Source organism: Chloroflexota bacterium (genome assembly GCA_026389585.1).
GTDB lineage: Bacteria > Chloroflexota > Dehalococcoidia > UBA2247 > RBG-13-53-26 > JAPLHP01.
Map to the genome: position 1 here is coordinate 1 of JAPLHP010000035.1, position 15,345 is coordinate 15,345.

17 protein-coding genes are annotated in these 15,345 nt (G+C 53.1%); 14 read left to right on the top strand and 3 right to left on the bottom strand.

Annotated features, from left to right (window positions below; all coding sequences use genetic code 11):
* The first annotated feature begins 560 nt into the window (after positions 1–560).
* From NTZ04_02920 to NTZ04_02980, 13 genes are all read left to right on the top strand, one after another.
* Positions 561–2,129, top strand: a complete 1,569-nt coding sequence (locus NTZ04_02920; GenBank protein MCX5991270.1) for a radical SAM protein — start codon at positions 561–563, stop codon at positions 2,127–2,129.
* Positions 2,130–2,503: 374 nt separating this feature from the next.
* A complete protein-coding gene (locus tag NTZ04_02925) occupies positions 2,504–3,112 on the top strand; it encodes a GNAT family N-acetyltransferase (protein ID MCX5991271.1) in 609 nt (202 codons plus the stop codon).
* Positions 3,096–4,211: a M20/M25/M40 family metallo-hydrolase gene (locus tag NTZ04_02930; GenBank protein ID MCX5991272.1), complete on the top strand. Its 1,116-nt coding sequence runs from the start codon at positions 3,096–3,098 to the stop codon at positions 4,209–4,211. Before NTZ04_02925 ends, NTZ04_02930 begins: the two co-directional genes overlap by 17 nt.
* A gap of 252 nt (positions 4,212–4,463) precedes the next feature.
* Positions 4,464–5,231 carry a HesA/MoeB/ThiF family protein gene (locus NTZ04_02935; GenBank protein MCX5991273.1) on the top strand — a complete coding sequence of 256 codons (768 nt, stop codon included), beginning with the start codon at positions 4,464–4,466 and terminating at the stop codon, positions 5,229–5,231.
* A gap of 15 nt (positions 5,232–5,246) precedes the next feature.
* On the top strand, positions 5,247–5,528 hold the full coding sequence (locus NTZ04_02940) for a hypothetical protein (GenBank protein ID MCX5991274.1): 282 nt from the start codon (positions 5,247–5,249) through the stop codon (positions 5,526–5,528).
* Positions 5,529–5,594: 66 nt separating this feature from the next.
* Positions 5,595–6,011: a CoA-binding protein gene (locus tag NTZ04_02945; GenBank protein MCX5991275.1), complete on the top strand. Its 417-nt coding sequence runs from the start codon at positions 5,595–5,597 to the stop codon at positions 6,009–6,011.
* A 16-nt stretch (positions 6,012–6,027) separates the two neighbouring features.
* Positions 6,028–6,531, top strand: coding sequence for a rubrerythrin family protein (locus tag NTZ04_02950; GenBank protein MCX5991276.1), 504 nt, complete (start codon positions 6,028–6,030; stop codon positions 6,529–6,531).
* A 141-nt stretch (positions 6,532–6,672) separates the two neighbouring features.
* Complete coding sequence (locus NTZ04_02955) at positions 6,673–7,251, top strand: flavodoxin family protein (GenBank protein ID MCX5991277.1); 579 nt, start codon at positions 6,673–6,675, stop codon at positions 7,249–7,251.
* Between the two features lie 112 nt (positions 7,252–7,363).
* Entirely contained in the window at positions 7,364–7,897 is a 534-nt protein-coding gene (locus NTZ04_02960; protein MCX5991278.1) for a ferritin family protein, read from the top strand.
* Positions 7,898–8,020: 123 nt separating this feature from the next.
* On the top strand, positions 8,021–8,710 hold the full coding sequence (locus NTZ04_02965; GenBank protein ID MCX5991279.1) for a Crp/Fnr family transcriptional regulator: 690 nt from the start codon (positions 8,021–8,023) through the stop codon (positions 8,708–8,710).
* A 69-nt stretch (positions 8,711–8,779) separates the two neighbouring features.
* Entirely contained in the window at positions 8,780–9,004 is a 225-nt protein-coding gene (locus tag NTZ04_02970) for a 4Fe-4S binding protein (protein ID MCX5991280.1), read from the top strand.
* 240 nt (positions 9,005–9,244) lie between these two features.
* Positions 9,245–9,376: a hypothetical protein gene (locus NTZ04_02975; protein ID MCX5991281.1), complete on the top strand. Its 132-nt coding sequence runs from the start codon at positions 9,245–9,247 to the stop codon at positions 9,374–9,376.
* A gap of 108 nt (positions 9,377–9,484) precedes the next feature.
* A complete protein-coding gene (locus NTZ04_02980) occupies positions 9,485–10,003 on the top strand; it encodes a hypothetical protein (protein MCX5991282.1) in 519 nt (172 codons plus the stop codon).
* 440 nt (positions 10,004–10,443) lie between these two features.
* Here the strand turns inward: NTZ04_02980 and NTZ04_02985 are convergent, their stop codons facing one another.
* The 3 genes from NTZ04_02985 to NTZ04_02995 all read right to left on the bottom strand — a co-directional run bounded on the left by NTZ04_02985 (position 10,444) and on the right by NTZ04_02995 (position 14,873).
* Positions 10,444–13,947, bottom strand: coding sequence for a PKD domain-containing protein (locus NTZ04_02985; protein MCX5991283.1), 3,504 nt, complete (start codon positions 13,945–13,947; stop codon positions 10,444–10,446).
* 161 nt (positions 13,948–14,108) lie between these two features.
* A complete protein-coding gene (locus NTZ04_02990) occupies positions 14,109–14,234 on the bottom strand; it encodes a hypothetical protein (protein MCX5991284.1) in 126 nt (41 codons plus the stop codon).
* Between the two features lie 195 nt (positions 14,235–14,429).
* The gene (locus NTZ04_02995; protein MCX5991285.1) at positions 14,430–14,873 is read right to left on the bottom strand and encodes a nuclear transport factor 2 family protein; all 444 of its coding nucleotides are present in this window, start codon (positions 14,871–14,873) and stop codon (positions 14,430–14,432) included.
* 249 nt (positions 14,874–15,122) lie between these two features.
* On the opposite strand from NTZ04_02995, the gene NTZ04_03000 reads away from it, so the two are divergent.
* Positions 15,123–15,341, top strand: a complete 219-nt coding sequence (locus NTZ04_03000) for a hypothetical protein (protein ID MCX5991286.1) — start codon at positions 15,123–15,125, stop codon at positions 15,339–15,341.
* Positions 15,342–15,345 lie beyond the last annotated feature (4 nt).

The following is a 15,345-nucleotide window of genomic DNA, read 5'->3' on the forward strand; positions in this document are numbered from 1 at the left end:
TGATGAACATGCGGTGTCCTATCGTTAGCCATCACACATAGTACCGGATTACACCTAGTGATGTCAATACATCGAGGCATGACGAAAAGCCGATCTTTAGGCACTACATTTCGACCCCGCTCCGGGGAATTTGTGCTCAAAGCCCCGGCCTCCCAAGCGTGAAGCAAAAACCAAACTGTAGAACTTCGGTTAGGCATATTGCTATTAGAATATAACAAGAGACCTAAACAAGCCCTAAACATAGAGGCTTATTCCCTAAACATCTCCTAGACGTTCGCCTGCCGTACCAGAAGTGTTTTTGCTCTCCGGCTGGATGCAGCGGAGTACACAAACCGCCCTATTGTTGGGGTTATCATGGCCTATTTGCCTTTTGCGTCCAAGGTGAATATGGCATAACATAGGTTTGCACAGGCGTCTCGCGCACGAGTGATCGACGAGGCAAGAACGAGTAGTCAAGATGTCCCAAGTCCTTTACTGGATCGTGTTTGTGTCATTGCTTCTTGGTGTATGGTAGAAAGCAGGCAAGAATCGTTGGAACAACTGGAGGCGAGACTAGAACAATGAGAGTCCTCTTAATCGCTGCCCCATATCCGCTGGATGAATTCCCCACTCCGCCTCTTTCTTTGTGCTATCTCGCCGCTAACCTCATAGCCAATGGTTTCGAAGTCGAAGTTCTGGACCTGTTGACATCAAAGCCTTCCCCAGCCAAGATACGGCGCAAGCTCGAACAGTACCGGCCACAGGCGGTGGGAATCACCTGCGTTACGCTCAACTTTCTGCCAGCAGCCAGGATTTTGAAGATGTGCAAGGAATTCGACCCCAGTATAACTACTATGATCGGCGGGCCGCACGTGAGTTTCGCCGTGGAGGATACCTTCAAGCGCGCCCCCTGGATAGACGTGATCGCTATAGGAGAGGGCGACATCACTATAGTTGAGGTGGCATCGGCCTTGAGCAAAGGTGGGGATGTAGGGAAAGTACCTGGCCTGTATGTGAAACGAGATGGCAAGGTTGTCAAGACTGCTCCTCGCCCACTTATTGAGAACCTGGATGAGCTGCCATTACCTGCTCGCCACCTTCTGCCTCTCTCTCGTTATAAGGCACTGGGTGCAGTCTGCTCCGTCATCAGCAGTCGCGGCTGTCCCTATGGCTGTATTTTTTGCACCACTCCCCGGATGTTTGGCCGAAAAGTGCGCTTCCGCCAGCCTCTTCTGGTGGTCGATGAAATCGAGGTGATATACCGGAAATACGGCTTCAGCCAGATAAACGTGGTGGACGATAGTTTTACTCTCAATCATCCTCATGCCACAGAGTTGTGCCGCGAGCTGATCCGCCGCAACCTGCACATCAAATGGAGCATTTTCTCCCGCGTGGACACCCTGACGCCCGAGCTTCTGGATCTCATGCGTGAGGCTGGCTGCACCTACATGTTGTTTGGCGTGGAGTCCGGCAACCAGGAGGTCCTCAACACCATCAAAAAGGGGATTACTCCGGAGAAGGTCAGAAACGGTGTGAAGCTGGCCACGGCAGCCGGCATCGGCAGCTTTGCCTCTTTCATCCTGGGTCTGCCTGGAGAGACCCCTGAGAGAGCTCGCGAAACGCTGGATCTGGCAATGGAGCTGTCGGACCGCTGGGGCATGCAGTACGGATTTCACTATCTTTCGCCGTTCCCCGGGACGGAGCTTTTCGAGCAAGCCGAGGAGTTGGGACTTCGCATTTTGACCAAGAACTGGAACCGTTACAATGCCAACGAACCGATCACAGAGGCTTCAAAAGGTGGACTTGCTGGCATAGGAGAGGTGATAGCTCGCTACGACAAGGGCATTGCCATGGCCTGGAAGACCATCCGCAAAGACGCTGCGGCAGGAGACGCAGACAGTATTGACCGTCTGCGGAAGAAGCAGATCCTCGATTTCGTCTGGAGGCTCCTGCAGGAAGATGTCATTGAGAAGCTTGGCCAAGTAAGAGGCACGACACCGCAAGAAGCCGAAACCAGGCTGATCGAAACGGTAGCCCAGAAGTTGAATACCCCGCTTGAGGTGGTCAGTCAGGAGATCAGCAGGCTATCGCAGAACAGGTGGCTGCAGCCTGAGCCTTCATCCAACGGCTTCATTTGGCAATGGGCCTGAACCCTCCACAGCAGTCCGTTGGGTGGATTTCCCTTTAGCCCAACCATGCTGTTCTTTCCCTAAAGAGGCGATGGCTCTCGCAACGAGTGTGTGCGGGCAATTATGGTAACATATTGCCCACCGTGTCACATGGTGGCTGTCGTCCTTCTGCGGAAGGATGACCCGACGCGCATAAAAGTCAGGGTGATATATTGCCCGCTGTGTCATTCTCAGCGCAGCGAAGAATCTCAATTGTTACGCTTACTTGTGCAACCAGGCACTAGCCTGCGGGAGCGATTTGTATCAGAGATATCGAGCAAGTATAATCATACCCTGAGTTGATGCTGAGGTAATGCTTCATTAGGACATTATCTTATAAATCAAATGGAGGCTTGATGGAAACCGACGAACCCGATCACCAAGGAGAATCAGGCAATACAGAGGAACGCAACCCCTTGAAGAATGCTTCCAACAAGAAAAAGAGACTCGAACTGGATATCAGGGAGATGGAGATAGACGACATCCCCGAGGTTTTCCATTTGGGTGAACAAATCTTCACGGTGGAGATGGTGCCTACCCTCTACCGTACGTGGGATGAGTATGAGGTGACTTCATTATTTAACTCCGATCCCGAATACTGCCTGGTGGCAGAACTCGATGATAGAATAGTGGGCTTTGCCTTAGGTACAACGGTAACCAAAACAAAGTCGCCGTGGAAGTACGGGTACCTCGTCTGGCTGGGGGTATTGCCCGAGTGGCACCGTGAGGGCATCGGCAGCAGGCTATTTGACAAACTGGCTGAAGAGATGAGCAAGGACGGAGCACGCATATTCCTGGTGGACACGGAGGCAAACAATCTGCCGGCCCTTCAATTCTTCAGGAAGAAGGGATTCAGCAATCCTGAGGAGCGGATATTTCTGACCCTGAACCTTAAGACACATCAACAGTTGCGGAGAAAAACGCGAAGTACCGGACGGAAGGCACAGGATGGAAACCACTCCTAAAGCTTCGGCAGATGTACAGCCCAAGAGGCTGAGAAACCTGCTCAAGGATCTCATAGATATATATAGTCCCTCTGGAAAGGAAGAGGAGATACTCGAATATACAGAGGATTACTTGAAGAAACATGGTTTGACCGTAGCAAGGCAAGAAGTCGATGAAAACCGTTTCAACCTGGTGGTACTGCCCGAGAAGCTGGATGAAGTAGACCTCTGCTTCGTGGGGCATCTGGATACAGTCGTCGCCTTCGACCTGGAGGACTACGGCTTCTACGAGGAAGAAGACACGGTCTTCGGACTGGGCGTCTCAGACATGAAAGCCGGTTGTGCCGCCATGATAGAAGCATTCACTGTACTGGCCGAGAGAGGGAAGAATCTCTCATCCGTAGGCCTTGCCCTGGTCGTAGGTGAAGAGCAGGAAAGCGATGGTGCTAAAACCCTCACCAGAGAACACAGCTTCCCCTGGGCAGTCGTTGGTGAGCCCACCAACATGATTCCCTGCCTCGGCCACTACGGCTATCTGGAAGTCCGCTTACGCACCAGGGGTAAGAGAGCTCATTCTTCCATGCCCGAGCTGGGCCAGAACGCTATCGAGACCATGCTGAAGCTTCTTTTGAAACTGACTGAGTATGCCGACCCCGCACCGCAGGGGCTGGTCTATAACATCCGGCAACTTACAGGATTTCCCGGTGGATTTGTAGTACCCGATAGCTGTGAGGCCTGGCTGGACCTTCACTTGCCACCTGACTCCCGAATGGACCTGCTCAAGGCGGAGCTGGAACAGTTGGTAGAAGAGGCCAGTGAGAACATACCCGGCATGGATGCCTACATCAGGTTCGAGAATGCACACTCAGGCTACCTCATCTCTCAGAAAAGGCCTCTGGTGAAGAAGTTGAAAGAAGCCTACAAGAAGATGTCCCTCACCTGGGATCCTCAGATATTCAGAAGCCATTCGGATGGTAACGTGCTCTGGGCCGCGGGCACAGACCCCATTATTCTGGGACCCGGTCAACTGGAGACGGCACATACGCCTGAGGAATCGGTAGACTTCTCTCAGGTGGTAAAGGCAGCCCAACTCTATCTGAGCTTTGCCCTTTCCCTGTAACCCCTTCCTGATCCATGCTTTCACATTAACCTGATCTATGAACGCAAATAGCCGCGCTTAGTGCAGGTGGAGCAACCAGACTTCGCTAAGGCCAAAACCTTTGAAACAGCCCCTCAAGAGAGGCGCAAATGCACTATTGCGTTTTAGCCACAGGTTTGATTCTCATGTTATTATTGACTGTGATGATAAGCCTTGTTTTTATCCGTAGATTCCATTAGAAGACCACACCATAGCAGAGAAGGCAGCGTATATATGCGTAAGAAGCCAGCACAGAGCGTGCTCACCAGGGAAGATCTCGAAAGATACGACCGGCAGATAAGATACGATGGGTTCGGCGAGGAAGGGCAAGAGAAGCTGAAGACTTCTCATGTAATCGTAGCCGGTGCCGGAGGATTGGGATGTCCAGCCTCAACTTACCTGGCCTGCGCTGGTGTAGGGCGCATCACTATCATAGATGACGGAATCGTGGATCTCTCTAATCTCAATCGGCAGATACTTCACTGGCAAGAGGATATCGGTCAGAAGAAGGTAGCCTCAGCCACAGCCAAGCTGGCCAGGCTGAACCCGTCCGTACAGATTCTTCCCAAGGCAACCAGAATCACCAGGAGAAATGCCACACGCCTGATAAAAGGGGCCAATGTGGTGATAGACGCAATGGACAATTTCGAGACCAGGGCCATATTGAACCAGGCATGTGTCTCTGAAGGAATCCCTTTCATACACGGCGGAGTGTGGGGATTGTGCGGCCAGGTTACCACTATCATCCCCGGAGAGACACCCTGCCTTGAGTGCATCTATCCCGAGAAACCGGTGGATCAGGGGGTGTTCCCCGTCTTTGGTGTCACCCCGGGTTTAATAGCCATGATTCAGGCCGTCGAGGCTATCAAGATCATTGCCGGTTTTGGCCGCTTGCTCGCAGGGCAGATGCTCTACATCAATGAAGCAAACATGGATTTCTGCCTCCGCGAGTTGATCAAGAACCCAAACTGTCCGGTCTGCGGAGGCATGAAGGGAGGCTGAACACTGAGAATCCGGTTGAAGTCATTCTTTCATCTGGATGTATCCAAAGCCTTCGGCAGCGACCACATAGAGCTCGCAGATGATAGGGCCACACTGAGAACCGTTTTACAGGAAGTAATGCGAAAAGGCAATGGGAAAATCGAGGTCATTGACCCTGCAACCGGGAAGATTGATGTCGATTATTTTGTCCTGTTGAACAGGCGTGAATCCCAGACTCTTCCTCAGGGACTGGGGACAGAACTTCACGAGGGCGATGAGGTAGCTATAGGCATGATGCATTATTGGGGAGGCGGCTAGCCAACGAGCTGCCGAGAGCCCATAATGATGGGGCGGCAGATCTAAACCTCTGGAGTGCGGGGGAAAATGAGCGAAACGAACCAGGAAGAGAATATCTTGAAGACCAGCCGAACCGTGGCTGTGGTAGGACTTTCGCCGAATGAAGAGCGCCCCAGCTTCAGGGTAGCATCATACCTGAAAGAGCAAGGATACAAGGTCATACCTGTGAACCCCAGATTTGCCCAGATACTGGAGGAGACCTCTTATCCCAACCTCACCTCGATCCCGGAGAAGGTAGATGTCGTCGATGTCTTCCGCCGGGCTGACGAGATACCCGACATAGTCGAGCAGGCGATCAGGATCGGGGCTAAAGTGGTATGGATGCAGGAAGGCGTAGTAAACGAGCTGGCGGCTGCCAGGGCCAGGGGTGCTGGCCTTATGGTGGTGATGGACAAATGCATGCTGAAAGAGCACCTGAAGATGCGAGAGAAAGAAGTCAAATAGAACAAGGAGGCGAATGATGCCCAAGACAAATGAGAATGTGCAATATGCTTTTGCTGGAGAAAGCCAGGCCAACCGCAAGTACCTCTTCTTCGCCGATAAGGCCGAAGAAGAGGGCCACAAACAGGCGGCACGACTGTTTCGTGCTGCGGCAGAGGCAGAGACAGTCCACGCCCGCAATCACCTCAGGGTAATGCAGGGCATCAAATCCACAAAGGATAACCTGGCGGTAGCCATCAGTGGTGAGAATCACGAATTCACCCAGATGTACCCCGGTTTCATCAAGGAGGCCGATGCCGAAGGCCAGACTCAGGCCAAGCGCAGTTTCGACATGGCCAACCAGGTAGAGAAGATCCACCATGGCCTGTTCCAGGCTGCTCTCGAAAACCTGAACAAGGGCAAGGCTGTGGATGACAAACCTTTCTTCGTCTGCCAGGTCTGCGGCAACACAGTGGAAGGCTCGGCTCCAGATAAGTGCCCTGTATGCGGGGCCTCCGCAAAAATGTTCAAACGAATCGATTAAACCCAATTCCGTGTGGGGATGTCAGACAAATCGATTAAGCCCAACTCCGTGTGGGGATGTCAAGCGGATCGATTAGATTCGTTTCCGCCTAATTAGGCACATTCGTTTCCTTTATTTTATTTTCCTTAAAAGAGGTTATGCTTGAGAGTTCTGGGGATCATGGGAAGTCCGAGGGTAGGAGGCAATACCGACCTTCTCCTGGACGAGGCGATGAAGGGAGCCCGGAGCCAGGGAGCGGAGATGGAGAAGATTATCGTGGATAAGCTCCAGATAGCTCCCTGCCGTGAATACCATGGCTGCCTGAAGGATGGGAACTGTATTATCAGAGACGACATGGATGCTGTTTATCCCAAGCTGCTCGAAGCCGACGGCCTCATAGTTGCCTCGCCCATGTTCTTCTACGGGATTACCAGCCAGCTCAAGGCCCTTATCGATCGATGCCAGGCTCTATGGGCAAGGAAATACGTTCTCAAGCAGAGTTGCCCAAACCCAAATAGAAAGGGGGCCTTCATTGCTGTCGGGGCCACCAAAGGAGAGAACCTTTTCGACGGGTCAATATTGACGATCAGATACTTTTTCAAAACTATTAGCGTCCAGTACACAGAAGACCTCCTGGTCAGGGGCGTCGACAAAAACGGAGAGATTAAGAAGCACCCGACCGCGCTAAAGGACGCTTTTGAGCTGGGTAAAAGATTAGCCCAAAAGGCAGATAAGGTGTAGGATTTGACTGCAAATGCCAGCAGGCCTTGCTAAGGCTCTTAGGTCACTGCCAGTTCAACTCATCCAAAGCACAAGAATAATCGACAATACTAGAGGAGGTTAAATCCAGGAAATGACGGAGCAGACTCACAAAATCACCCAGGCTTTGGAGGCAGCACTCCAAATGGAGATCGAGGGAAAGCAATTCTATCAGAAATCGGCAGAGAAGAGCAGCAACCCGCTGTCCAGGAAGCTATTACAGCGTCTGGCCGCTGACGAAGATCTGCATGCCCAGAAGCTAAAAGAGGTACATGATGTAATCAAGGGCAATAAGGGATGGCCTGACAAGGAGACCAAATTCAAACATGAAATAAGCCTGAGAAGCGTCTTCGATGAGGGCGTAGAGGATTTGGATGCCGAGCCTGCCAAGCCGACCGCCAGCGAACTGGAAGCGCTGAAGATGGCCATGACTATGGAGGACAAGAGCTACAGCTTCTACAGGAGCCGCAACGAAGAAGCAGCCTCTCCTGCCGAGAAAGCCTTTTACCAGGCACTGAGTGCCGAGGAGAGAGTCCACTACCTTGCCCTGCTGGATGCCTACGACTACCTCTTGAACCCGCAGGGCTGGTTCACCAAGAAAGAGCGCTGGGGACTGGACGGAGGGTAACCGAGCCAAGACAGAACCCACGTCATAGTAGAGTTATCTGAGTTTTCGGGCAAGATAGGGTGCTGGCCTAATCACCCTGGCATAGGATATAATCTTGCCTATCATCGAGATGGTTCGATAAAAATGGCTATAGAAATTGAGCTCCTGAAGTCCGTCCCGTATTTCTCCGGCTTACATCAGCCTGAACTGGAAGCCATCAAACGCCATGTATTCGAGCAGTCAGCCGAGAGGAACGACATGATAGTCCTGGAGGGTGAGCCTGCCGAAGCGGTGTATTGTGTGGTTTCCGGGGCAGTCAAGGTATTCAAGACTTCTGTTGAAGGCAAGGAGCAGATTCTATGTATCATACGGCCCGGCGAGTCCTTCAATGATGTTGCCGTGTTCGATGGCGGGCCCAATCCTGCCAGTGCTATAGGCATGACCCCGGTCACCCTCTATGGCATAACCAGGGCTGACATGGAGTCCCTCTTGAGGGAGCATCCAGCCATCGCTAACAACGTGATAAAGGTTCTATCGAAGAAGGTTCGCCACTTTGTCTCTCTGGTCGAAGACCTCTCCTTCCGGCACGTAACCAGTAGGATAGCCAAGCTCCTTCTGGAATATGCTACAAACCATGCGGTGCAGGACGAAGAACCACAAGCCAGACCCAAGCTCACCCAGCAAGAGATGGCAGCCATGGTGGGAACAGCCCGGGAGGTGGTCGGCAGGTCACTCAAAGCCTTGGAGGAGAGCGGCGCTATCAGGATGGACCGACACCGCATTGTGATCACCAACAAGAAAGTACTCGAGGAGGCGAGTGGGGTGACCGAGTGATTTGGCGACAAAGGTCACATACCGTAAATTGATGGGAGTGGTAACATGAGTTTGCATGCGAGGTTCTCTATGTTTGAAATGCCCATCATAAACCGCGAGCTGTGCAATGGGTGCGGGCTATGCCTCAGTGTGTGTGAGTGCGGGGCCCTTGCCCTTGTGGGCAACATAATCAGGATTGTCGATACAGACGAGTGCGGCTATTGCACAGAATGTGAATCTGTATGCCCCACCGGAGCCATCCAGTGTCCCTATGAGATAGTCATCGAGGAAAGCTACGAGATAAACCTGGAGTAACACTACCACAACCCCTAGAACAGCCTCAGATACCTCGTTTTGGATTGCCAGCAGAGCAATTGACTGACAATTGAGCCAAAGCCGAAGAATCCCGCGAATACTCCAACACCCCCTCCACTACCACCTGGCATCTGTGACAACTATAACGCCGAGCACTGCGAGCGCGCCCAGCAGCGGGGCGCTGGCGGGTCGTGGTGGGGAGGTGCAGGGTCGTTCTCCCGTTCCTGGTGGAAGGGGCGAGTGCCCCCAGGGCAGGAGCAGGTGGTGGGTGGAGTGGGGAGGTGGGGCAGGCTGACAGGCACGCAGGGACGGCTGATAGCAGAACCGCAGCTCGGCGGGTGGGAAGAGACCGCAGACGAATTTGACCATTGACCTTGACTCCCTACTACCCCCAGTCGTATGATTTGCCCAGCCACTCCAGCAGTATAAAAGGGAATTTTAGGCAACTTAAGAGAATCGCCCAGTATTACAGGATAACCGATGACATCCTATGAGGTGCTCTCACTCATTATATCTCTAGGCGGTTTCACGACGGTGATTGTGACCCTAGTATTCTTAACACGCCAGACACGAGAGGCGACAACCCAAACGAAATATCTGGCTGAGTCTTTGAAGAGTAGCGCATACGCGAGCGTCGCTGACCAGATGCTTAGGGTTGACGAAGTCTTCATAAGGTACCCGGAACTGCGTCCTTACTTCTATTTAGGGAAGTTCATAAGCGAGAACGACGCTCAGTATAACAGGGCCGTGGCTATGGCGGAACTTATCCTGGATCTACACTATTCCGTCTTGGTACAATCGGACCACTTCCCGCAGGCATGGCCACACCAATGGTGGAAAGTGTATGTAGTGGACAGCTTCGCTAGCAGCCCAATACTGTGCGAGCACCTCAATGCCCTCAAGAATTGGTACACAGATGAAATGATAGCATTGATGCGAGAAGGAGAAGCACAGCGGCTGCAGAAGAGTGCGCGGGGCGAAAAGCAAGAGGTGGCCTAACCCGTCAGTCCAAGCCGACGCTGGGGCTCAGCGTGAACTCAAGTGAACGTGGTGCTAGCTCAGCGCCGCTGAGCGCGGGCGTTAGATTGCTTCCCTGTCCCATGTCGTTCAATTCACAACTTCAAACATGAAGAGCAACTGTCCATTTGGTCACCCAACCTCAGCCTGGATATGAAGGGGAGGCACTACGCCCAGGTTGCGATGACCACGGCATCGGGACGTTCTCCCGTTCCTGGTGGAAGGGGCGACTGCCCCCAGGGCAGGAGCAGGTGGGGGGTGGAGTGGGGAGGTGGGGCAGGATGACAGGCAGGGACGGGTGATAGCTGATAGCTCGTAGCTCATCCTTCTGCGGAAGGGGTGGGAAGAGCCCACAGACGATTGCGCGATAGAAAAGGGGTGGACATCGCTGCCCACCCCATTAGAGGCTTCTGTAGATTGCCCTAGTTCTGAGCCCTAGGCCTTCTGCGGAGGAAGTAAGTCAGGATTCCAGCTCCGGCAACCGCAGCGGCTCCTGCCCCGACGACAATCCAAATCCAGGAGGGCAGGCCTTCTTCTTTTGCGGTAGCTGATAGAAACTCATCATGGCTAAGCTCAGCACCCACAGTAATGCTCTTGTCAATAGTGCCATCGCCATTGGAGTCTATTTGGACAGTGACACCTTTGTTGCCCTGAGCAAGTGCATCCCAGTCGACGGCGTATTCGTGGATTGCATTGGCCGATATGGGAGTATCGGTCGTGGTGAAAGTCAGGACTCCTTCTTTCGTAGCTCGAATGACACAGAACCCATATACCCCATCCTCTGTACCTACCACAGTATATCTGCAGGAGTCCGTGGCAGGGTAGATCAGGATAGTGCCGTCGTTGTAGGCCGAGCCAGGAATGTCCAGTTTTGTCTCTCCGTTCACCACGCCAGCAACCCTTCCTTGGGAATCGTACACCCTGATCTCTCCAGGGCTGTGAATGATCACAGCATCCAGTTTGCCCGTTACAGCCTCCAGCAGCTTCTCCAGTATCTGTTGAGTCAAGCTTGGCTCGACGGGGCCAACATGTGGGTCAACTGGCTCAGAACGGAAGCTGAACAGTTTGGTCTCTATGGGGGGCCAGCCTAACTTGGCCGTGAATCCTTGTAGAACAATGTTGACCGTATCCGTTCCTTTGACTTGAATACCCTGGAAAGTACCTTCGTCAAATGTGCGCGTTGTATTCCCAGAGAAGATTCCGATGGGTGACTTCAAGGAGAAAGGAGACTGGTAGACCTGCTCCGTATGCGGACCCCATGTACTGAGATAGTCGAGGAAATCAATTACGGGCATTACCCCAATGGGATACTGATACTGCCAGACAACGATATTGGGGACGAAGACTCCCACGAAACCCTCAGCCTCGACATCAAGCTTTGATATCATGTAGATATCGTCACCGCCGGATTGCTCAATCCAGTTGTAGGTGAAAGTGGCTCTAGCCAGCACCGGCGGATCAGAGATTTCAACTGATTTCTCCAATGGTTTCACAGCGATTCCGACGGTGTCGGTGGCAGTGGCTCCGCTGCTGTCTGTCACTGTCAAGGTGGCGGTATAAGTCTTCGGTTGGTTTGCGGCTCCTCTGAAGCGATGGCTCACTTCTTTGCCTGTCTGTGTTGCCCCATCGCCGAAATCCCATTGATAGGTGGCGATTGTCCCATCAGGGTCATGCGAACCAGAGGCATCGAACGACACAACGTCGCCTGAGGATACCGACTGGTCTGCTCCGGCGTTAGCTACAGGCGAGGGCACTACAACGCATGCCGCCCCATCCCATCCAGAACTGTCTTCCCATCCCCACATAGCGTTGGAGAACTCGTCATTCCCGTAGTATATTTTGTGGCCGTAACTTGTCCCAGGATCATTGCAGATTATGTCCGTGTCAGAATAGCCCGTCACTACAAGCCAGTGTCCGTTGGCGGAGTAGTCTCTATCAATAGTATGCCAGGCGGCGTCGTTGCCGAGGTAATCGCCGGTAAGCTTTCCAGCCACCGCAACAATAACCGGGTGACCTTTGCCAATCTCTTGTTTGACCTTGGCAATGTCCCATCTATCCGTTTCGTAGCTATACGTAAAGCCACCATATCCCTGGGCCAGTGCCTCAAGCCTCTTCCCGGTATGGTCTGTGAAATACCCATTGTAGTTATCTACCGGGTCTCCATATTTTGTGTAGAGCCAGTCATCTATGTCTTTGATCCCCTGCTCAGTCGGCACAGTTCCGTTCCAGTAGCAGAAAACCATTAGAGATGAGGCCTGCCCACAATTCTTGGTTTCTGTCCAATTGTCGCCAGGTGGGAACTGTGTTATGAACCGCACATCCAGGTTCACAAGCTGCGGAGCATTCCCCGTGATGAAAGTTGTCTCTGCTGACCAGTCTGACCAATCACCCTGATTGTCCTGATATCTCACATGCCAGTAGTAGGTGGTAGAGTAGGTCAACTTGCCTGATGGAACGGTGATGCTGGTGAGATTGGATGTGTCAGATCCGCTGCCGAAAGCGGGGCTAGAGTAGCTGCCAGAGCTCGTTCTGACCTGCCACTGCGAAGCAGCATGAGTATCCCCGGCGTCTGGGTCGGAGGAAGCTGATGATTGCAGGGTTGTGGTAAGGCTCACGCCTGTGGCCCCATTTGCCGGGGAGACGTTGCTCGGCTGCTTGGGCGACTGGTTAGCTGTATCCCAGGATACTGTAACCCCTCTCCCTTGCAGCGCGGGAATGCAGGTATTGATAGAGTTGCTATTCAATGGATTTCCCGGCAGATTAACAGTGTCTCCTGATGCGATCCCTGGGTTGCTGACCAGGGGCTCGATGTCACTTATCTGGTTGGCGCCAAGGTTCAGGGCCGTCAGGTTGGTGAGGCCGGAAAGCGGTGAGATGTCGCTTATCTGGTTGCCGCTAAGCTCCAGGTACTCCAGGCTGGTGAGGCCGGAAAGCGGTGAGATGTCGCTTATCTGGTTGTCCCAAAGGCCCAGGCTCGTCAGGCTGGTGCAATGCGCCAGTCCAGCGAGGTTCGTGATACCACATTCATGAGCATCGAAATCAGTGAGACCAACGAGATCAGATTCATAGATATCTCCCGCGGGCTTTCCTATTGCCTCCCTTATCGCAGCCTCGAGGTTCGGGTCGGGGAAAGAGACTACCGAATCGGCCTTGGTGGTGAAAGATGTCTCTGCCGACCAGGTTGACCAATCACCATGATTGTCCTGATATCTCACACGCCAGCAGTAGGCGGTAGAGTAGGTCAGCTTCCCTGACGGCACGCTGATGCTCGTGAGATTTGGTGTGCCTGTGACGTTGTCATAGACTGGGCTATTGTAGCTGCCAGCACCAGTTCTTATTTGCCACTGCGATGCTGCATGGGTATCACTGATATCTGGGTCGGAGAAGGTTGACGATTGCAGCGTTGGCATCAGACTGACACCTGTAGCTGCGCTTGACGGAGAGACGTTGCTCGGCTGGATGGGAGGCTGGTTGGGGGTAGCGGTTCCCAGATTCCATTTGGCGAGCTCGATCTCTAAACCCGCGGCCACCACGGTGCCATCGGACTTCAGGCCCACCGTGTAATCATATCCTGCGGCCACCTGCTGGATGCCACTCCAGGAGCCTACGTTGCACTGACCAAATTGGTTGTAGCCCACGGCCACTACCGTTCCGTCGGACTTCAGGCCCACCGTGTGATTATATCCAGCGGCCACCATGGGGGTCACGGGCGAATCAGCAGACACCACATCCCCAGAAGGAAGTACGGAAAGAAGGGGAACGAAAATGAGTGTGGCCAGGAGAAGGCCCGTGAGTATTCTGCTAGCACCACCGCGTGAGAAACCGCCTCTGGAGATGAGGCTGCTGCAGAATCTCTTGTCGAATGGCCAACGAAGCCAAAAGAAAAGCGAATACCCTGGACAGCCGATAGATCGTGTTCTGCTCATGTCCCCCCCCTTACGAGTATCCTTGCCCGACCCCGCTCGGGCAGTTGTTATCGAAAGGCTCTATAGATGTATATTCGTGAAGTCACTTCGGAAGCTATCATAATTTGGCGGGGGTTGTCAAAGCCTGAGCGCGCGCGGTCGGGTGGGGTGGAGGGCGGGGGCTAGGCCCAGGTTGCGATGACCACGGCATCGGTAGTGTGTGTTGCGTTGAATGATGCCACGGCGCAGTAGTTTCCCACGGTGCAATCACCTGCTGGGATAGTGATAGCTGATGGCTCATAGCTCATAGCAGAGATTGCTTCGTCATCCTTCTGCGGAAGGATGGCTCATGTCTGATAGCCCATAGCTCATGGGGGACTGGATTCCCGCTCCCCGTTTGCACGAGGACAAGCTTCGCGGGAATGACATTGGCCTCTCTACTGAGATTGCTTCGTCGCTGCACTCCTCGCAAAGACACTCGGCTTCTGGGTCAGGTCTTCCTCCTAAGCCTTCGCTGTTGGCCTTATCAGGGTTGAGAGTTGAGGAAGGCCTCTAAAAGAGATGTGTTCTGTTGCCGTAACAACCTTCATGTTCCTTATATGCATAACAGTGACACCGTCATACTGGAACTCCTTCCCTTGCTTATCGGTTTCCCAACAAGTCCAGTCAACCATGACAACCATGTTTGGACTCGGCAGACACGTGCCACTCATGCACACATTCTTTGTAACCAGCTTCCTCTTAGGGAATTCCTGCTCCCATTTGTGAAACCAGTCTGCCGCGGCTTTCTTGCCTTTAATGGTCTGCCCGACACCGAGTTCTGAAGTGCAATCCCAGACAGCATCATCGGCCCGCTGCTTGAGCAAGGCATCAGTGTCAATGTGATCCTGGCTCATCCCAGCAAAGCCCGAGCGCACATTCCTCTTAGCCATCATAGATGCAATCATTTTACTTACCCTCCTTTATTCTTGCCGCGGAATGGCTGCATAGAACCATTCCTTGGCGACATTATACCACCCAACCTCAGCTTGGATACAAGGGCTTGTTGGGATGGCGGGGCAGGATGGCAGGCAGGCAGGGACGGCTGGTAGCTCATGGCCAATGGCTCATAGTTGATAGTTGATAGCTCATAGTTCATGGCTCATGGGGGACTGGATTCCCGCTCCCCGTGTGCACGAGGACAAGCTTCCGCGGGAATGACATACGGGTCGGGTCGTCCTTCTGCGGAAGGATGGGTGATAGCTCATAGCTCATGGCTGATAGCTGATAGCAGAGATTGCTTCGTCGTCGTTCTGCGGAAGGACGACCCGACGCTCTTGGGTGTCATTCTGAGCACAGCGAAGAATCTCTATTGTTACCCTGACTTGTGCCACCAGGCAGTAGTCAGGGCGAGTTTCGGAACAGATATGGGGTGATCGC

Excerpts from the sequence above, each read along its gene's own strand:
- NTZ04_02920 (MCX5991270.1), top strand. The coding sequence starts at position 561 with ATGAGAGTCCTCTTAATCGCTGCCCCATATCCGCTGGATGAATTCCCC.
- NTZ04_02925 (MCX5991271.1), top strand. The coding sequence starts at position 2,504 with ATGGAAACCGACGAACCCGATCACCAAGGAGAATCAGGCAATACAGAG.
- NTZ04_02930 (MCX5991272.1), top strand. The coding sequence starts at position 3,096 with ATGGAAACCACTCCTAAAGCTTCGGCAGATGTACAGCCCAAGAGGCTG.
- NTZ04_02935 (MCX5991273.1), top strand. The coding sequence starts at position 4,464 with ATGCGTAAGAAGCCAGCACAGAGCGTGCTCACCAGGGAAGATCTCGAA.
- NTZ04_02945 (MCX5991275.1), top strand. The coding sequence starts at position 5,595 with ATGAGCGAAACGAACCAGGAAGAGAATATCTTGAAGACCAGCCGAACC.
- NTZ04_02950 (MCX5991276.1), top strand. The coding sequence starts at position 6,028 with ATGCCCAAGACAAATGAGAATGTGCAATATGCTTTTGCTGGAGAAAGC.
- NTZ04_02960 (MCX5991278.1), top strand. The coding sequence starts at position 7,364 with ATGACGGAGCAGACTCACAAAATCACCCAGGCTTTGGAGGCAGCACTC.
- NTZ04_02965 (MCX5991279.1), top strand. The coding sequence starts at position 8,021 with ATGGCTATAGAAATTGAGCTCCTGAAGTCCGTCCCGTATTTCTCCGGC.
- NTZ04_02970 (MCX5991280.1), top strand. The coding sequence starts at position 8,780 with ATGTTTGAAATGCCCATCATAAACCGCGAGCTGTGCAATGGGTGCGGG.
- NTZ04_02980 (MCX5991282.1), top strand. The coding sequence starts at position 9,485 with ATGACATCCTATGAGGTGCTCTCACTCATTATATCTCTAGGCGGTTTC.
- NTZ04_02985 (MCX5991283.1), bottom strand. The coding sequence starts at position 13,947 with ATGAGCAGAACACGATCTATCGGCTGTCCAGGGTATTCGCTTTTCTTT.
- NTZ04_02990 (MCX5991284.1), bottom strand. The coding sequence starts at position 14,234 with ATGAGCTATGAGCCATCAGCTATCACTATCCCAGCAGGTGATTGCACC.
- NTZ04_02995 (MCX5991285.1), bottom strand. The coding sequence starts at position 14,873 with ATGATTGCATCTATGATGGCTAAGAGGAATGTGCGCTCGGGCTTTGCT.
- NTZ04_03000 (MCX5991286.1), top strand. The coding sequence starts at position 15,123 with ATGACATACGGGTCGGGTCGTCCTTCTGCGGAAGGATGGGTGATAGCT.